This window comes from Acidaminococcus timonensis (assembly GCF_900106585.1).
Taxonomy (GTDB): domain Bacteria; phylum Bacillota; class Negativicutes; order Acidaminococcales; family Acidaminococcaceae; genus Acidaminococcus; species Acidaminococcus timonensis.
The window spans coordinates 57,043-74,736 of the sequence record NZ_FNWH01000005.1; the positions used below are offsets into that span (position 1 = coordinate 57,043).

General features: G+C 53.1%; 14 protein-coding genes. 2 read left to right on the forward strand and 12 right to left on the reverse strand.

Annotated features, from left to right (window positions below; translation table 11 throughout):
• Window positions 1-43 precede the first annotated feature (43 nt).
• From BQ5462_RS02215 to gatC, 8 genes are all read right to left on the reverse strand, one after another.
• Entirely contained in the window at window positions 44-1,237 is a 1,194-nt protein-coding gene (locus tag BQ5462_RS02215; RefSeq protein ID WP_071141821.1) for an ISL3 family transposase, read from the reverse strand.
• A gap of 206 nt (window positions 1,238-1,443) precedes the next feature.
• Complete coding sequence (locus BQ5462_RS02220; protein ID WP_071141822.1) at window positions 1,444-2,682, reverse strand: Glu/Leu/Phe/Val family dehydrogenase; 1,239 nt, start codon at window positions 2,680-2,682, stop codon at window positions 1,444-1,446.
• A 417-nt stretch (window positions 2,683-3,099) separates the two neighbouring features.
• Window positions 3,100-4,323, reverse strand: coding sequence for an HD domain-containing protein (locus tag BQ5462_RS02225; RefSeq protein ID WP_071141823.1), 1,224 nt, complete (start codon window positions 4,321-4,323; stop codon window positions 3,100-3,102).
• A gap of 33 nt (window positions 4,324-4,356) precedes the next feature.
• Entirely contained in the window at window positions 4,357-5,223 is an 867-nt protein-coding gene (locus tag BQ5462_RS02230; RefSeq protein ID WP_071141824.1) for an epoxyqueuosine reductase, read from the reverse strand.
• A 99-nt stretch (window positions 5,224-5,322) separates the two neighbouring features.
• Entirely contained in the window at window positions 5,323-6,639 is a 1,317-nt protein-coding gene (locus BQ5462_RS02235; RefSeq protein WP_071141825.1) for an SGNH/GDSL hydrolase family protein, read from the reverse strand.
• A gap of 156 nt (window positions 6,640-6,795) precedes the next feature.
• Window positions 6,796-8,244 (reverse strand): Asp-tRNA(Asn)/Glu-tRNA(Gln) amidotransferase subunit GatB, encoded by a 1,449-nt coding sequence (gene gatB, locus BQ5462_RS02240; RefSeq protein WP_071141826.1) that lies wholly within the window; start codon window positions 8,242-8,244, stop codon window positions 6,796-6,798.
• Window positions 8,244-9,710 (reverse strand): Asp-tRNA(Asn)/Glu-tRNA(Gln) amidotransferase subunit GatA, encoded by a 1,467-nt coding sequence (gatA, locus tag BQ5462_RS02245; RefSeq protein WP_071141827.1) that lies wholly within the window; start codon window positions 9,708-9,710, stop codon window positions 8,244-8,246. The genes gatB and gatA overlap by 1 nt, the downstream gene beginning before the upstream one ends.
• A 14-nt stretch (window positions 9,711-9,724) precedes the next feature.
• Window positions 9,725-10,012: an Asp-tRNA(Asn)/Glu-tRNA(Gln) amidotransferase subunit GatC gene (gatC, locus tag BQ5462_RS02250; RefSeq protein WP_071141828.1), complete on the reverse strand. Its 288-nt coding sequence runs from the start codon at window positions 10,010-10,012 to the stop codon at window positions 9,725-9,727.
• Between the two features lie 246 nt (window positions 10,013-10,258).
• Between gatC and BQ5462_RS02255 the strand changes: the two genes are divergently transcribed.
• Window positions 10,259-11,398, forward strand: coding sequence for a trans-sulfuration enzyme family protein (locus BQ5462_RS02255; RefSeq protein WP_071141829.1), 1,140 nt, complete (start codon window positions 10,259-10,261; stop codon window positions 11,396-11,398).
• Window positions 11,399-11,438: 40 nt separating this feature from the next.
• On the opposite strand, the gene BQ5462_RS02260 is transcribed toward BQ5462_RS02255, so the two are convergent.
• Entirely contained in the window at window positions 11,439-12,509 is a 1,071-nt protein-coding gene (locus BQ5462_RS02260; protein WP_071141830.1) for a tartrate dehydrogenase, read from the reverse strand.
• 157 nt (window positions 12,510-12,666) lie between these two features.
• Here BQ5462_RS02260 and BQ5462_RS02265 point away from each other — a divergent pair, with 157 nt between their 5' ends.
• The gene (locus BQ5462_RS02265; protein WP_071141831.1) at window positions 12,667-13,563 is read left to right on the forward strand and encodes a LysR family transcriptional regulator; all 897 of its coding nucleotides are present in this window, start codon (window positions 12,667-12,669) and stop codon (window positions 13,561-13,563) included.
• A gap of 166 nt (window positions 13,564-13,729) precedes the next feature.
• Here BQ5462_RS02265 and BQ5462_RS02270 read toward each other — a convergent pair whose 3' ends face one another.
• Genes BQ5462_RS02270 through BQ5462_RS02280 form a run of 3 tightly spaced genes read right to left on the reverse strand, consistent with a single transcriptional unit; the run spans window position 13,730 to window position 17,549 of the window.
• Entirely contained in the window at window positions 13,730-14,182 is a 453-nt protein-coding gene (locus tag BQ5462_RS02270) for a YadA-like family protein (RefSeq protein ID WP_071141832.1), read from the reverse strand.
• 47 nt (window positions 14,183-14,229) lie between these two features.
• Complete coding sequence (locus BQ5462_RS02275) at window positions 14,230-15,423, reverse strand: ISL3 family transposase (RefSeq protein WP_071141821.1); 1,194 nt, start codon at window positions 15,421-15,423, stop codon at window positions 14,230-14,232.
• A 59-nt stretch (window positions 15,424-15,482) separates the two neighbouring features.
• Entirely contained in the window at window positions 15,483-17,549 is a 2,067-nt protein-coding gene (locus BQ5462_RS02280; protein WP_071141833.1) for a hypothetical protein, read from the reverse strand.
• Window positions 17,550-17,694: the final 145 nt, after the last annotated feature.

Below are 17,694 nucleotides of genomic sequence, written 5' to 3' on the forward strand. Positions count from 1 at the left end.
TCTACCACACACGGACGTGAGCGATTTTTGCTCACGTCTGTTTTTATTTTAATTTCACCATCGAAAGCAGTAAAATCCGAGAACGGAATCGTTCAAAGTTGCGAAAACCAAATGCTACTCTCTTTAACACCTTAATCTTATTGTTCATTCCTTCCGTAAAACCATTCGAATACGCTTGACTCAATCCTTCCAAAATCTCTGTCTTCCAATCAGTGAACGTCTTTATAACACTCTTGAATTCTTCAACCCCACTTTCTTCGACTAATGATAACCAACGAGATAAGAATGAAGCAACAGCAGACCGTTCTTTCATAGAAAACACCTTAAAGAATGCCTCTTTTAAGGCATAGGCTCTCTGTAATTCTGAAGACTGCTTCAAGATTTCCCGAAGGCTGGCCAGTTCTTCTTCTGTCAGACGATCACCCCTCTTGTTCAAGATATGTTTGTTTCTCTTGAAATAAATTCTTTTTTCGTCGAATAACTTTTGTACATTTTTCCTAACCCGTTCAAGCGCCCAAATGACCAGTCTCTGTATGTGGAATCGGTCACCAATAATTGTTGCACCAGGAAACATCGCTCTGATGACCTTGCGGAAAAGTGACGAAAGGTCCATTACGACAAATTTTACTTTCAATCGCTCTGCTCTTGAAAATTGGCTAAAATAACGAATCAATTCCAGCGCTGTCCTCTTTGGCAAAATATCGAGAGTTTCATGACGCTGAGGGTCATTCACAGCGACCTGGTATCTTTGCCCATGAGCGTTCCCACGAAATTCGTCTAAAGAAAGAACTTCAGGCAGATGGAGAGGCCTTTTAAAAGTAAGTCCATCAAAATACCGGATTACGGTGGAAACAGAGACACCATGGCTTCTGGCAATAGCTTTAAAGCTCGCCAGTTCAGAACAGGCTTGGATGATGCTGTTCTTTACATCGTTAGAACGCCGCTGGTAATGCTCGACGCCAGGAATTTTTTCATAAAATGTCTTATGGCAGCAAGGGCAAAAAAATCTTCTTTTATGAACAATAGCAGAAACAGGATGGGTGTTCCAGTGCCCTAAGAGGACTTTTTGGTCCCGATAGTCCTTAATATGAAGAATTTTATGATGACAGTAGGGGCAACGAGAAGCTGTAGAAGTGAATTCCACGTAAAGGAGGAGGCTGGATCCCAATTTTTCAAATTCTTTTATGGAACCCTCTTCCCAATGGAAGCTTTTTTCGATAAAATGAAAGAAAGACATATCTATTCTCCTTTCAGTTCTTCGTGGTGGTTGAGGTGAAATGTAGCTTAGATATGTCTTTATTTTATCGTAAGACAAGGGGTCTTGTGAACAGGAGTGTCCACAAGACCCCAACATTTATTATAGAACCCAAAAATCCCCGGACAACCACTGTCCGGGGATTTTTGCTGTACCGTCCTGGTACAGATTCCGTTTGTAGGGTTCTATCAGATAATGCCTCTCAGTTTCATGGGTTCAGCCAGAGCGTTCAGGGCTACGATGTAGGCGCCTACACGCATGGTGGTGTTGTACTTCTTGGCTGCATCATATACATTTGCGAAGGCTTTCACCATCATCTGTTCCTGTCTGTCCACAACTTCTTCTTCCGTCCAGAAGTATCTGTACAGGTTCTGTACCCATTCAAAGTAGGATACGGTTACGCCGCCGCCGTTGGCCAGCACATCGGGCACTACAGGAATGCCTCTCTTTTCCAGGATGATATCAGCTTCTGCATCGGTCGGGCCGTTTGCAGCTTCCACGATCATCTTGGCTTTGATCTTGTCGGCGTTCTTGGCAGTGATCTGCAGTTCCAGAGCTGCCGGAATCAGTACCGTTACATCCTGTTCCAGGACTTCTTCGTTGCTGATGGCTTTTGCACCAGGATAGCCTTTGATTACGCCGCCGTTGTTCTTGGCGTATTCTTCCACTTTGTACGGATCGAAGCCGTTTGCATCATAGATGCCGCCGCTGATATCGCTCAGGGCTACGATCTTCAGGCCTTTGTCTGCTGCGCATTTGGCAGTCCAGGAACCTACGTTACCGAAACCTTGGATGGCCAGGGTTGCATCTTCCGGTTTGATTCCTTCTCTCTTCAACAGTTCCAGGGTTGCGGTGATCACGCCACGGCCCGTTGCAGAAGTACGGCCCAGAGAACCGCCCATGCATACGGCTTTACCGGTGATGAAGCCAGGAGCAAACTGGCAGTTAATCTTGGAGAATTCATCGCACATCCAGGCCATGATCTGGGCGTTGGTGTTCACGTCAGGAGCCGGGATATCTTTCTTTTCGCCGATTACCGGTGCGATCTTATCGATGTACCCACGGGTGATCTTTTCCAGTTCCGTCTTGGAAACTTTCCGGGGATCCACGATGATACCGCCTTTACCACCGCCGTAAGGCAGGCCGGCAATGGCGCATTTCGTGGTCATCCAGAAGCCCAGGGTCTTCACTTCGTCCATGGAAACGTTCTGATGATACCGTACGCCGCCTTTGGCAGGTCCCAGGATGGTGCTGTTCTGAGAACGATAGCCGGTGAATACCTGTACATGGCCATCATCCATCTTCACAGGGATGCTGACTTCCAGAGTACGTTCAGGTTGAGAGATGACAGCCTCAGCGTTGGGATCCAGGTTGATCAGCTTGCTAGCTTTTTCCATAGGGATTTTTGCCATTTCAAACAAACTCATTTGTAACGCCTCCTAAAATTTTCAACTTTCCTAAAACTCTTATCTTTGAACCCTTACAAGCCCATTATAGCACGATTCAGAAAATACGCAATCGTTTTTTGTATCTTGTATACAATTTTATTTTTGCAAATTATTTAATAAAATCAGAGTAAAGGGGTGTGAAAAATGATTTTTCACACCCCGTCATACGTCATACGCGAATGGATGAAATTTACTATTGGCAAATTTTAATATAGGGACAAAAATCTCCAGACCTGGGAACGGTCTCCCCTTACGGGTAGACCCTACGAAATTTTATCGCAGGGTACGTTACATGCGTAGGGACGGCCCGTCAGGGACGTCCGGACCCAGGTCGCCCAGCGGGCAAATTTTCCCCTGCCAGCGTAAGCTGGCCTCCACCGGCTCATGACTCATGACTCACAGCTCACGACCTTTTTCAAACTGCTCGTAAATCGCTCCGAAATCCACACCCCCGACCACTTTATGGGCGTACTGCCGGGGAAGTTCTTCCACCACGCCTGCCAGGTGGTGAGAGGTGATGCCACACTGGATGCTGAGCCAGGCCTCCAGGAACGCCGCCAGATGGTCGCATCCCTTCAGCATTTCCCCATCCACCGGGCTGTACACATCCTGATTGTAGGCTTCCGGGATATCTCCCTCCAGCACCTGGACCCTGCCGTCCAGCCGGATCTTATTGCGGAATTCGTCCACCGTGAAATTCAGGATATCCTCCTGCCAGGCCTGGGGCAGCAGAGGCAGCAGTACATCTTCCATCTGCCGCTGTTCGATTTCCTTGATCAGTTCATCCAGGCCCTCTATGGACCGCTTGATGGGTGAGATGATATCCCGGGTCAGCACTTCCGGCAGGTCATGCCAGAGGCCGCCCAGGAAGTCATTCACCAGCCGGGCCCTGCAGGCTCCCAGGGACCGGGCGCAGAAATACCCCATGATGGCCACCACCAGCACGTGCCCCATGACGGAGGTCTCCGGCACCCGGGGGGACTGGGACCAGCGCTTCTGGAACCGCAGCTTGCCGATCAGGTCCACAAATTTCCGGGTCTTGCCGTTCATGGCGATCTTCTGCACCCCGGCCAGGTTGAAGTGTTCCTCGATCTCATCGTGGATCCGGTCCCTGATTTCCTCCACCCCAAAGATTCCCTGGTTCATCCGGTCGATGATCCGGAATTCCCACTCTGTGGCCAGATAGTGGGCCGCCCGGATCAGCTGTTTTTCCAGAGGATGGTCCTGCCCGTCGAAGTACTGCTGCATCCGTTTCAGGAAATCGCTTCCCTGCAGGCTGGGGATCCGCCGTGCCAGTTCCTGGTACACCCACCGGTTCAGCCGGGGTCCGCTCTTGCGCATGAGTTCGTGGAACACCGGTGGTTTGATGTCCGTCAGCACCACCCGGTGGAGAAATTCGAAGATGCCCCCTTCCACCAGCACCTGCCAGTCCAGCTTCGCCCCGTGATCCTGTTCTTCATACCGGGCCAGCACATAAAGGATCATCATCTTGTGGGCCTGTTTGTCCAGCTCCGTGAATCCCTGGGGCCGGATGTGGTCATTCCAGCGCTGGATATACGCCGCTTCGTAGATGAATTGGAGCAGATCCCTGGGCAGGGCCGGCTGTTTGGTCGTTTCCATGGTTGTACCTCCTTACCGATCATCTTTTATGTATCACTCGTCCAGCAGGGCCAGGTTCCGCAGCAGGAGTTTCTTCCCCCGCCAGGCAAAAGCCCGCTCGCCGTATTTTTCCTTGAACTGCCGGTTGGTCAAATTTTCCAGTTCCCGGGCTGTCAGCCGGGCCTGGCGCCGCATTTTGAATTCTGGTATGGGGGTCACGGGAACCTGTGCATTGTGGGGGCAGCAGCGCTGGCATTCGTCACAGCCAAACACCAGCGGCGTCTTCCGCAGGATGGCGATTTCTTCCGGTGTGAGTTCTCCCTTCTTCTGTGTCAGGTAGGACTTGCAGACCCGGTAATCGTACCGTCCGCTGGCAAAGCAGCCGCCGGGACAGTGCCGGGCACAGGCGCCGCAGTGGCAGCATTCCCTTCTGTGAGGGGCATCCGGTTCCAGAGGCAGGGTGGTAAGCACCGCCCCGATGAAACACCAGGAACCCCAGGTTCCATGGATCAGGCACCCGTTATCCCCCTCAAAGCCCAGTCCCGCTTCTACGGCCAGCTGCCGTTCGGCCAGCACCGACGTATCCACAATGGCCGCCTGCCGGCTCCCGGGCCAGTGCTGGCCCAGCCAGGCAGCGACGCGGTCCAGGTACTGCCGGATGATTCCGTGATAATCGGGGAACTGGCAGTACAGGGACAGGTTGGCCCCCTCCACCGGCGGCTGGTAATAGGGAAACAGGACGACCACGGCTGCCTGACAGCCGGGCAGCACCCCGGTCAGATCGTACCGTTCCGGTCCCTTCCCAGCCGCCAGGGGACAGATGTCCGGAGGCTGCTCCGGTTCCGGCAGCCGGTTGGGAGCGATCCCCACAGCCGGCAGTCCCAGGCTGCGGCAGAAATCTTTGATGGGCTGGCTGTCCATGGCTTCCTCCTTTCTGGCAGTCACTAGTCTCTAGTCATTAGTCTGCAGCTTATGGAAAGGACCTGCCCCGGGAGGGACAGGTCCTTTGGATGCAAGCGATTACAGGAACTCCTGTAAATGATGGTTGATGGTCTCCCCCATGATCTTCTTCATTGTAACATCTCCATGGAGTCCGTCCAAGGCCATTTCTGTAGGAAGTTCCGTCCCCATGGCCTCGAAAGGGGCCGCCACATCGATGTGGGGCTGGCTGCGGATATATTCATTCACTTTGGCAAATGCCTCCTGCCAGTGGGGATCCGATTCTTCGTCGAAAGCCCGCTGGATGTTATCCGGATTGATGGGTGCCAGGGTCAGGAGCACCGGCGTGATCCCGTTTTCCCGGCACAGTGCCTGCAGCTTCTTCAAATCGGCGATCACTTTCTCCGGCGCGGTCCCATCCCGCAGGCTGTTGGTACCGCCCATGATCAGCAGGGTCTTCAGATGGAAGGGCAGCACGTCTTTTTCGAATCGTTCCACCATCATTTGGCTGGTATCTCCGCTTTCCGAAAGATTCACGGTGGGTACCGATATATACGAGCTGTAGCTGTAGGCAAAATCTGAAGGACTGAAGGACATATGTCCGCCGCCGTGGGAAATGCTGTCTCCGTAGATACCCACCTGGATCCCCTCGTCCGGGTCCAGGCTGATTTTCTGAGGCAGGCTCCATTCACCCACGGGCAGGCCCCGCCTGTCCAGGCCCCGCACCCGCCAGTAGCAGGTACCGATCCGGGGCTGTTTGTCGTACAGGTCCGTCAATTCGGTGATTTCTGCATAGACCCGATGGGCGGAGGGCAGGATCCCGTCCAGCTGCTGCGGCAGGTCATCCAGGACCTCCACTTCGTACTGGGCGGCACCGGGCAGGGCGGTGTAAGAATACACCGGATACAGCAGCCGGGTACCCGGACCCGGTTTGACCGTGGGCCGGGGTTCCGGAGCATAGCGGTGATTGCGCTGGAGGAATGTTCTTAATTCCCGGACGGAAGAATAGGCCCCAATGGGGGCACCCTCCATATCCAGAGGCCGCACCCGCCAGAAAAGAGGCTGTTCCTCCTCCAGACCGGGCAGTTGTTTTTCATCCAGGAGGAGCTGGTTCCCGTAGAGTTCATCATTCCGGTAAAGGACGGTATCCACCGGGAGCCGGGGATCCAGGCTGTCCGGTACGTAGGAGAAGATTTCCAGTTCGTAGCGGACGGCCTGCAGATTTTCCGGCCACCGGAGCAGCGCCAGCTGGGGGGCCGGCTGGGAATATCGGCTCAGGAACCGGCTGATACGGTGCTGCAGGGAATTGCCGAACTGGCCGGCAAACAGCCCGGGCAGCAGGGCCATCACCAGCAGGAACCGCCACAGCCGTCCGTTTTTCAAAATGGACTGGAACATCCCCACCCCTCCTTTCGTAATGGCTTATTTTACCAGATTTCCACGAAAAAAAGAGGGCTTTTCTATGACATTTTCCATAACAGAAAAGGATCCGCCCTGCCGGGCGGATCCTTTCCACAGGCTCATGACACATGGTTCATGGTCGCATTTCTTTCCTTATTCACCTTTGATGGTCTTGATGATCAGTTTGTTGACCATGCCCGGGTTGGCTTTGCCGCGGGATTTCTTCATGATCTGGCCCACCAGGAAGCCGATGGCCTTGTCCTTGCCGGCTTTGTAATCCGCAACGGATTGCGGGTTGGCGGCAATGACTTCGTCCACCATCTTCTGGATAGCACCTTCATCGCTGACCTGTTCCAGGCCCAGTTTCTTCACCAGGGTGGCAGGAGCTTCATCCTTTTTCAGCATTTCAGCGAAGACCTTCTTGGCCAGCTTGCTGGACAGCACGCCCTTCTTGATCAGGGCAACCATCTGTCCCAGGTGAGCCGGGGAAACAGGGAAGTCGCCGATACCGCAGTTGTTGCTGTTCAGGTAAGCGGACACATCGCCCAGGATCCAGTTGGCCACGCCTTTGGCGTCATCGGTTTCCGCAGCGGCGGCATCGAAGTATTCGGCCATCTTCTTGTCGGCTACGATCAGTTCAGCAGAGTAGTCGTCCAGGCCTTTTTCGTTCATCAGACGGGCTTTCCGGGCATCCGGCAGTTCCGGCAGTTCGCTCTTGGCTTTTTCCACCCATTCTTTTTCAATGATGATGGGGGCCAGGTCGGGTTCCGGGAAATACCGGTAGTCGTGGGCTTCTTCCTTGCTCCGCATGGAGAAGGTCATGCCCTGGGCATCGTCCCAGGTACGGGTTTCCTGGACCACATGGCCGCCGTCTTCCAGGATTTCCTTCTGCCGTTCCACTTCGTATTCAATGGCCCGTTCCAGGGCTTTGAAAGAGTTCAGGTTCTTGATTTCAGCACGGGTGCCGAATTCCTTGGAACCCACCGGCATGATGGAAATGTTGGCATCGCAGCGCATGGAACCTTCTTGCATCTTTCCGTCGCAGACGCCGGTGTACTGCAGATAGGCACGGAGTTTTTCCATATAGGCACGGGCTTCTGCCGCAGACCGCATATCCGGTTCGGATACGATTTCGATCAGGGGAACGCCAGCCCGGTTGTAGTCAACCGCGGAAAACTCGGACGTGCTGATGGAAGCACCGGAATGCACCAGTTTCCCGGCATCTTCTTCCATATGGATCCGGGTGATGCCGATCCGTTTGGTCTTCCCGTCCACGTTCACATCCAGATGGCCCTTCAGGGCAATAGGCTGATAGAACTGGGAAATCTGGTAGGCTTTGGCCAGATCCGGGTAGTAGTAGTTCTTCCGATCGAATTTGCTGTAGCGCTGGATTTCGCAGTTCACAGCCAGTGCAAAGCGCAGGGCAAATTCCACCATTTGCTTGTTGATCACAGGCAGAGCCCCGGGCATACCCAGGCAGACCGGGCATACGTGGGTGTTGGGAGCACCGCCGAATTCCGTAGAGCAGGAGCAGAAAGCCTTGGTCTTGGTTTTCAGTTCTGCATGGACTTCCAGACCGATTACGGTAGTATATTCTGTCATTATTTCAACCCTCCCAGAGGTGCCACGGCTTTATGGAAATCCGTAGCCTGTTCAAAGGTGTAGGCAGCCCGCAGCAGGGTTTCTTCGCCCAGTGCTTTGCCGATGAGCTGAGCGCCCACAGGCATGTTGTCTACGAAACCGCAGGGGATGGAGATCCCGGGCAGACCGGCCATGTTCACCGGAATGGTGGTCACGTCCAGCATGTAGACCGTCAGAGGATCCATCTTGGCATCCAGCGGATAAGCCACCACAGGGGAGGTGGGGGTCAGCAGCAGGTCGCACTTCTTGAAGGCGTCTGCGAAGTCCTGACGGATCAGGGTCCGCACCTGCATGGCTTTGTTGTAGTAGGCGTCATAGTAGCCGGAGCTCAGTACATAGGTCCCCAGCATGATCCGGCGGCGGACTTCCTTGCCGAAGCCTTCCGTACGGGTCTTGCGCATCATTTCCGGAGCGCTTTCTGCGGAAGTTTCCCGGAAGCCGTACCGTACGCCGTCGAAACGACCCAGGTTGGCGGAAGCTTCAGCCGGAGCGATGATGTAATACGTGATGACGGCATATTCCGTATGAGGCAGGGACACTTCGACCACATGGGCACCCAGTTCTTCGAACTTTTTGGCAGCCAGTTTGATCTGGGCAGCCACTTTGGGATCGGTGCCTTTCCCAAAGTATTCCTTGGGCAGGCCGATGGTCAGGTCTTTCACGTCCTGACGCAGGGCCTTGGTGTAATCAGGGACAGGAGCGTCATAGCTGGTGGAGTCATGGGCATCCAGGCCGCTGATGGTATTCAATACCAGAGCCGCATCCGTCACATCACGGGTGATGGGCCCGATCTGATCCAGGGAGGAGGCGAAAGCCACGCAGCCATACCGGGAAACCCGGCCGTAGGTGGGTTTCAGACCGACGCAGCCGTTGAAGAAGGCCGGCTGCCGGATGGAACCGCCCGTATCGGAGCCCAGGGACCAGATGGCTTCCCCGGCTGCGATGGATGCAGCGCTGCCGCCAGAGGAACCGCCGGGTACACGGGTCAGATCCCAGGGGTTATGGGTAATCTGGAAATGGGACGTTTCCGTGGTGGACCCCATGGCGAATTCATCCATGTTGGTCTTGCCCAGGAAAATGGTTTCCTCTTTCCGCAGGTTTTCGATGACGTGGGCATCATACACCGGCGTGAAGTTTTCCAGGATCTTGGAAGCGCAGGTCATGCGCACGCCCTTCACACTGATGTTATCTTTGATGGCGCCGGGGATCCCGGCCAGGGGTTTGATGGATTCGCCGGCAGCGATCATCTTGTCCACTTTGGCAGCCTGGGCCAGCGCGTTTTCTTTATCCAACGTAATATAGGCCTTGACCTGATCTTCCACTTCGTCGATCCGGTCGCAGACCGCTTTCGTCAGTTCCACGGAGCTGATTTCTTTCTTGACCAGCTTGTCGTGGAGCTCATGTGCAGTTTCTCTATACAGTGCCACTGTTCTGCCTCCTCTTATTCGATCACCCGGGGAACTTTGAAGCCGCCTTCATATTCCTCCGGTGCATTCTTCATGGCATCCTCATGGGACAGACTCTGGACCGGAACATCTTCCCGCAGCACATTGCTGATGGGGAGCACATAGGGAGAAGGTTCGATTCCCGTGGTATCCACTTTCTTTAAGATTTCAGCATAATTCAAAATCTGGTTGAACTGTTCAACGAACTTGTCCATTTCATCGTCCGGAACATTTAACCGGCACAGATTCGCGATATGCTTTACATCATTGACTGTAACGCTCATTTTTTTCACCGCCTATCGAAAATCTATTCCAGCAGGCCGTCATTACCCGCTGAAACCAGTTTTACCTAAAGATTATATCACAGGTCGGATAAATAGAAAACCGGTTACCGGGCTTTTCCCTGTCTCCAGGCCCTTCTCCGCCCTTGACAAATGGCCCTGGGAAACAGTATTGTATAAGGGAATTGATTGTCTATTATATTGGTATAGTTTTGGTGCTGCCATGCACCTGTAAGGAGGAACCCTGTCATGAAATTCACCACTGCCTGTATCCACGGGAGCGGCCCCAACGATGCCACCGGTGCCGTTTCCCCTGCGTTGTATCTCACATCCACTTTTGCCCACCCCGGCCTTGGCCAGTCCACCGGCTGGGCCTACACCCGTGAATCCAATCCCACCCATGCCCGCCTGGAAAAAGTCCTTTCCACCCTGGAAGCCGGTGTCGATGCCCTGTGCTTTTCCTCCGGCATGGCCGCCATCGACGCCGTGATGCGCCTGTTCAGATCCGGTGACCACATCGTGACCGGCTTTGATCTGTACGGCGGTTCCTTCCGGCTGTTCGAAAAGACCTATGAACCCTATGGGATGACCTTCACGGCGGTCCACACCTGCGATCTGGATGCCGTAGAAAAGGCCATCCGGCCCAACACAAAGGCCATCTACCTGGAGACGCCCACCAACCCCACCATGGAAATCACGGACCTGGAAGCCCTCAGCGCCCTGGCCCACAAACACGGCCTGCTGGTCATCGTGGACAACACCTTCCTGTCCCCGTATTTCCAGCAGCCCCTGACCCTGGGTGCCGATATCGTGCTCCACAGTGCCACCAAATACCTGTCCGGCCACAACGACCTGCTGGCCGGCTGCGTGATCAGCAAAGACCCGGACGTGGCTGCCCGGCTGCGTACCATCTATAAGACCACCGGCGCCGTGCTCAGCGTGTTCGACAGCTGGCTGCTGCTGCGCAGCCTGAAGACCCTGCCCGTGCGCATGAAACAGCACCAGGAAAACGCCCTGTACCTGGCCCAGTGGCTGGAAGAACAGCCCATCGTGGAAAAGGTGCTGTATCCCGGCCTGCCCCAGCATCCCGGCTATGCCATCCAGAAAAAACAGGCTAGCGGCTTCGGGGGCATGATTTCCTTCTACGTAAAGAAAGAAGCCTACGTAAAGACCATCCTGCAAAGCATCCGTCTGATCCAGTTTGCCGAAAGCCTGGGAGGCACCGAAAGCCTCCTGACCTATCCCATTACCCAGACCCATGCGGACCTGACCCCGGAAGAAGCAGAGGAGAAAGGCATTACTCACACCCTGCTCCGGTTCTCCGTAGGACTGGAAGACAAAGAAGACCTGCGGGACGACCTGGCCCAGGCATTCCATCAGTGCAAATAAAAACAAGGCTGCTGCATGTCCAGTGCAACAGCCTTGTTTTTTATTTCTCCAACAGCCGGACTGCTTCGTCCCCCACTTCTTCCGTGGTGGCCGTTCCGCCCATATCCGGGGTCAGGACCTTCTTTTCCACCATCATCTCTTCGATAATATCAATCAGTTTCTTTCCCCAGTCCTTATGCCCGAAGAAATCCAGCATCTGGCTGGCGGACCAGATGGAAGCCAGGGGGTTGGCCTTGCCCTGACCGGCAATGTCCGGTGCACTGCCATGGATGGGTTCGAACATGGAAGGATACTTCCGTTCCGGGTTCAGGTTGGCCCCGGCTGCCAGTCCCATGCCACCAGAAATGGCGGCGCCCAGGTCGGTAAGGATGTCGCCGAACAGGTTGGAACACACGATGATCCCGTACCGTTTGGGGTCTTTCACCATGAACATACTGGCCGCATCCACCAGGTAGGAATGGGTTTCCACATCAGGATATTCCTTACCCACTTCGGCAAAGATCTGATCCCAGAACACCATGGAATAGTTCAACGCATTCCCCTTGGAAATGCTGGTCAGGGATTTATGTTCCTTCCGGGCCAGCTCAAAGGCATACCGGATGATCCGTTCCGTGCCGAACCGGGAGAATACACTGTCCTGGATCACCACTTCCCGGGGGGTATCCTTATACAGCCAGGCGCCGGCCCCGGCATATTCCCCTTCGCTGTTTTCCCGGACAAAGACCATGTCGATGTCCTCCCGCTTCACGCCGGCCAGGGGACAGGGAGCCCCTTTCAGCAACTTCACCGGCCGCAGGTTCACATACTGGTCAAAGCTCTTGCGGATCCTGATCAGGAGGCCCCGCAGAGAAATATGGTCCGGCACCCCGGGATAGCCCACGGCCCCCAGGTAAATGGCATCAAAACGGGACAGCTGTTCGATTCCGTCTTCCGGCATCATTTCCCCGTGTTCCAGATAATACTGGCATCCCCAGGGAAAATACGTAAAGTCAAAGGCAAAAGAACCATCCAGTTCCGCCGTCCGGTTCAGCACCTTGATGCCTTCCGCCAGCACTTCCGGCCCGATGCCGTCTCCTCCGATGACTGCAATTTTGTAGATTTTCCTTTCCATTGTTTCTCCTTCTTTCTTCCAGGTTCCAAAATCCCATGGACGGTCTCGTCGTTTCATGGTATTACTATACTATAGGAGCCGTATTTTGTGAACTTTCAGTCATTCATCCAGACTAACAAAAAGTTTGGCAAACCCAAAAGAATCAGGAGGTCGCCCCATGTCCATTACTCCAGATCAAATCCGCTATTTCATCACTGCCTGCCACTACATGAATTTCACCAGGGCCGCTGAGGAGCTGCATCTCTCCCAGCCCGGCCTCAGCAAAGCCATCCGGGAGCTGGAAGCCCATTGTGGAACGCCCCTGTGGGAACGAAGGCACAATGCCCTCATCCTCACCCCCGCCGGACAGGTATTCCTGGAGCAGGCCCGGAAATTCCAGAAACAGTACGAAACCCTGGAAGAAACGGCCCGTTCCCTGGGCTCCGGGGAAACCCTGCTGCGCATCGGCCTGGTGCCCATGTGCGGCAACACCCTGTTCCCCGGTCTGCACCGGGCCTTCCTGGATGCTTTTCCCAGGATGCGGATCCAGACTACCGAAGCCACCGGCCCCATCCTCTACTCCCTTCTAGAGCAGCACGAGATCGATGTGGCCCTTTGTGTCACCACCCATCTGCCGGAAAAGCCCTATTCCTGCTACGTGGTCAAAGACAGCCTCCTGATGCTGTTCGTCCACAAAGACCATCCCCTGGCCGGACGAAAAGCAGTGGATCTGATGGATCTGGCCCAGGAACCCCTTGTCCTGTTCAAAGATACCTTCGGCCAGACCCGGTATCTGCGCCGGCTCTTTGCCGCCTGTCAGATCCATCCCCCTATTCTCCACCAGACTTCCCAGGTGTTCACCATCCTGGAATACATCCGGCACCAGGCAGCGGTGGGCTTTTTGTCCGAGGAGTTCGCCCGGGATGAAAAGAACCTGGTGGCCATTCCCGTAAAGCAGATTGCCATCGGCCACGTGAATTTTGTCTGGAACCGGAATCCGGAGCAGTTCCCGGCGCTGAAGCGTTTCCTGGAATTCGTGAAGAAACGGTGGCCCCGGCAGAAGCAGCAGGTGTGATTGGCCGCCAAATTAAAGGGCGCTGTGAAAAAATCATCCACAGCGCCTTTATTTTGCTAGCGTCAGCTAGCTTCCATCGGCTAGTGACTAGAGACTAGTGACTAGTGACTAGTGACGGGGTGTGAAAAACCATTTTTTCACACTCCCTTTGCCTTCTTGTCGTCCTTTACTTCGCCATCAGCTGTGCCACCAGCTGTTCCAGTTTGGCGATCCGCTGGTTCTGTGCCTCCAGTTCCCGGTCCTGGCTGGCCAGACGATGGATCATGGCCTGCCGGTCCATACCCGCATAGGGGCTGTTTTTCCCCAGTTTCACGCTGATCCCTGCGTTGACCATATTTTCTCCATTGCCGAAGTTCCCGGCCACACTGAACATAGTCCGATCATCCGGGCGATAGAAAGCACCCAGAGCCATGGCATTGGCATCTCGGTAATTGCCGAAGCCTACGGCGAAATCCCATTTGTCATCAGGATTGAAATCCTGGGGATGGAGTGCTGCCAGTGCCGCAGCCCCGGCCCCCACTTTGTTCAGACGGCTGTCCAGTTTGGAGACCCGGCCGTTGACCTGGTTGATGTTCCGGGTATTTTCTGGTTCTTTGTCAAATGTTGGGGTAAGCTCCAATTCATCTACCACACACGGACGTGAGCGATTTTTGCTCACGTCTGTTTTTATTTTAATTTCACCATCGAAAGCAGTAAAATCCGAGAACGGAATCGTTCAAAGTTGCGAAAACCAAATGCTACTCTCTTTAACACCTTAATCTTATTGTTCATTCCTTCCGTAAAACCATTCGAATACGCTTGACTCAATCCTTCCAAAATCTCTGTCTTCCAATCAGTGAACGTCTTTATAACACTCTTGAATTCTTCAACCCCACTTTCTTCGACTAATGATAACCAACGAGATAAGAATGAAGCAACAGCAGACCGTTCTTTCATAGAAAACACCTTAAAGAATGCCTCTTTTAAGGCATAGGCTCTCTGTAATTCTGAAGACTGCTTCAAGATTTCCCGAAGGCTGGCCAGTTCTTCTTCTGTCAGACGATCACCCCTCTTGTTCAAGATATGTTTGTTTCTCTTGAAATAAATTCTTTTTTCGTCGAATAACTTTTGTACATTTTTCCTAACCCGTTCAAGCGCCCAAATGACCAGTCTCTGTATGTGGAATCGGTCACCAATAATTGTTGCACCAGGAAACATCGCTCTGATGACCTTGCGGAAAAGTGACGAAAGGTCCATTACGACAAATTTTACTTTCAATCGCTCTGCTCTTGAAAATTGGCTAAAATAACGAATCAATTCCAGCGCTGTCCTCTTTGGCAAAATATCGAGAGTTTCATGACGCTGAGGGTCATTCACAGCGACCTGGTATCTTTGCCCATGAGCGTTCCCACGAAATTCGTCTAAAGAAAGAACTTCAGGCAGATGGAGAGGCCTTTTAAAAGTAAGTCCATCAAAATACCGGATTACGGTGGAAACAGAGACACCATGGCTTCTGGCAATAGCTTTAAAGCTCGCCAGTTCAGAACAGGCTTGGATGATGCTGTTCTTTACATCGTTAGAACGCCGCTGGTAATGCTCGACGCCAGGAATTTTTTCATAAAATGTCTTATGGCAGCAAGGGCAAAAAAATCTTCTTTTATGAACAATAGCAGAAACAGGATGGGTGTTCCAGTGCCCTAAGAGGACTTTTTGGTCCCGATAGTCCTTAATATGAAGAATTTTATGATGACAGTAGGGGCAACGAGAAGCTGTAGAAGTGAATTCCACGTAAAGGAGGAGGCTGGATCCCAATTTTTCAAATTCTTTTATGGAACCCTCTTCCCAATGGAAGCTTTTTTCGATAAAATGAAAGAAAGACATATCTATTCTCCTTTCAGTTCTTCGTGGTGGTTGAGGTGAAATGTAGCTTAGATATGTCTTTATTTTATCGTAAGACAAGGGGTCTTGTGAACAGGAGTGTCCACAAGACCCCAACATTTATTATAGAACCTATTTTCTTCCACCCGGTTTTCCACGCCTTTCAGCTGTCCATAGTTCACTCCATCCGTCTCTTCCGTTCCCGCTGCCACGTTGGTGATTTTTTTACTTCCGGCATCCAGCCCATCCTTTGTCATAGAAGGACCGCCGGCAATGGTTACCCCATCAGAGGAAAGTTTCGTTCCCCCTGCGGTTACGCTGTCCACGGCAAGGTCTTTTTTCAGATTCACGGAAAGGGTATTCCCTTCCACTTTGGTTGACAGGTTCTTCCCATCTCCTGCGACATGCAGGGTTTCCGAAGGTTTGACCGCTGCAGACCCCTCATCTGCGGCAAATTTGGTGGCCTTGGTTTCTGCCAAGATTTCCAAGGGTTTCCCGTTCCCCGGGACTGTTTCCTGGGAATCGCCGGATCCAGAGCCCGTGCCTTCCGTCTTGGGTTCCACTTTTGTGCTGTCGGTCGCCGTTTCTCCCCCAGTCAGATTGGCACTGATGGTATAACGCTTGCCTGCAGAATCTTTTTCGATTTTAATGCCGTCCCCCGCCAGCAGTTCCAATTTGGGAGCTGCATTTTCCATGGCAGCTTTCAGCTGTGCCACGTTCACCGCATCCGTATCCGCAGAACCTGCTGCCACCCGGGTAATCTGCCGGGTATGGGTGCTGTCCCCTACGGAGACGGCTGCCCAGGAAGATTTCCATACAGGAGAATCCAAGGTGCTTGCCTGCTGCGTCCCAGGGTCCCAGCCAAAGATCCCTGCCTCCGTGTCGGCAAGGGAACCGGCACCAAGAGCCACACTGCCGTTAAAAGAGGCATTGGCGTTGAAACCCAGGATGACCGTTTCTTTATGGGAAGTCGTCAGCGGCGCCTTTTCATCAGCATTGCCGATAATCACGTTATGGGTCTGGCCTTCTGCTACGGTGCGATAATCGCCGATGACCGTATTGGAATCTGCCTCTTTGCTGATGGTGACGCTTTGTCCCAGCACCTTTACATGGCTGGCATCGGTAATGGAACTGTTGAACCCATCCAGATAGTTGTACTGTACTTTCTTGTAAGTCGTCGATTTCATGGAGTTCCCCACGCCCATGATTTGCGAGTTCTGTGTCTTTTCAGCGCTGTTGGCACCGCCGATGACCAGGGTAGCACCGCCCGCACTTTTGGCAACACCATCCATCAAAGCTTTCTGCATATCGGCAACAGAGTCAAAGTGCGTACTGTAAGGAGAGGCATCAATGTAGCTGCTTGATTCTTTTACACTATTTCCGGCCCCCATGACAATGGCCCCGTTGCTGTTGGTCACTTTGTTGGCCATACCGGAAATCATATTGGCGACGCCGCTGCTGCTGCTTCCTGTCATGGATTCATTGGAATTAAAGGTGCCGATAACCGTAGAAAATGCATTTTTCGTCGCATTGAATAACGTATCCCATCCATTTTTTGCTTCATACTGATTAGTTTGTACATTATAGCTGCCAATGGTAGTAGCAAAGCCACCGCCGGTATAGGAATTGGTCCCCAGCGTGGTGGAGGCTACACCAAACTGACGCAGTTGGTCCGCCGTGGTATCCCCAATGGCGATTTGTTTTTCAGCCAACGTGTGGGCCCCGATTTCAATAGCTCCTGTGCGGGCATAAGAATTCGTCCCCACGGCGATGGCTTCCGGCAGATTCTGCTTCGCATGGTTGTTATCATGGATGTGCATGCTGCCGGACCCCTTGACCTCTTCTCCAAACGAAAGCATGGATTCCTGGGTCCCGCCACCGATAAAGACCTTGGCATTCTTGCCGATGGCAATATTGGTCCCGTCGTTGACCGGACTGATATCGTAAGCAATGGGCTGTGCGCCCTTGTCCACAATGTCCTTGTCTGCAGCCGCAACGGTGCCAGACATCCCTGAAACCATGAGGGCCGCTGCCGCCAGAAAAGCGGTTCTTTCTCTTAACGTCCCCCCCGTGGACATTTTGTCACAAGACAGCTCCCGCAGGATTTTTTCCTTCAATCTTCTTTCCATATCATTTCCTCCCCTGTTTTGGGTATTTTTGCTTAATTCTGTATTATTATATGGATATGTGTCATTTTATCATCCTGCCACTTTTCTGTAAAGTACAATCATTCTATATATCCTGTCATACATAATGATTGCGTGCCAATCTTTT

Bases quoted from the DNA above. Each gene is read 5' to 3' on its own strand.
- BQ5462_RS02260 (WP_071141830.1), bottom strand. From the start codon at position 12,509: ATGGAAAGGAAAATCTACAAAATTGCAGTCATCGGAGGAGACGGCATC.
- BQ5462_RS02255 (WP_071141829.1), top strand. From the start codon at position 10,259: ATGAAATTCACCACTGCCTGTATCCACGGGAGCGGCCCCAACGATGCC.
- BQ5462_RS02220 (WP_071141822.1), bottom strand. From the start codon at position 2,682: ATGAGTTTGTTTGAAATGGCAAAAATCCCTATGGAAAAAGCTAGCAAG.
- BQ5462_RS02230 (WP_071141824.1), bottom strand. From the start codon at position 5,223: ATGGACAGCCAGCCCATCAAAGATTTCTGCCGCAGCCTGGGACTGCCG.
- BQ5462_RS02280 (WP_071141833.1), bottom strand. From the start codon at position 17,549: ATGGAAAGAAGATTGAAGGAAAAAATCCTGCGGGAGCTGTCTTGTGAC.
- BQ5462_RS02235 (WP_071141825.1), bottom strand. From the start codon at position 6,639: ATGTTCCAGTCCATTTTGAAAAACGGACGGCTGTGGCGGTTCCTGCTG.
- BQ5462_RS02225 (WP_071141823.1), bottom strand. From the start codon at position 4,323: ATGGAAACGACCAAACAGCCGGCCCTGCCCAGGGATCTGCTCCAATTC.
- BQ5462_RS02275 (WP_071141821.1), bottom strand. From the start codon at position 15,423: ATGTCTTTCTTTCATTTTATCGAAAAAAGCTTCCATTGGGAAGAGGGT.
- BQ5462_RS02265 (WP_071141831.1), top strand. From the start codon at position 12,667: ATGTCCATTACTCCAGATCAAATCCGCTATTTCATCACTGCCTGCCAC.
- BQ5462_RS02215 (WP_071141821.1), bottom strand. From the start codon at position 1,237: ATGTCTTTCTTTCATTTTATCGAAAAAAGCTTCCATTGGGAAGAGGGT.
- gatB (WP_071141826.1), bottom strand. From the start codon at position 8,244: ATGACAGAATATACTACCGTAATCGGTCTGGAAGTCCATGCAGAACTG.
- gatC (WP_071141828.1), bottom strand. From the start codon at position 10,012: ATGAGCGTTACAGTCAATGATGTAAAGCATATCGCGAATCTGTGCCGG.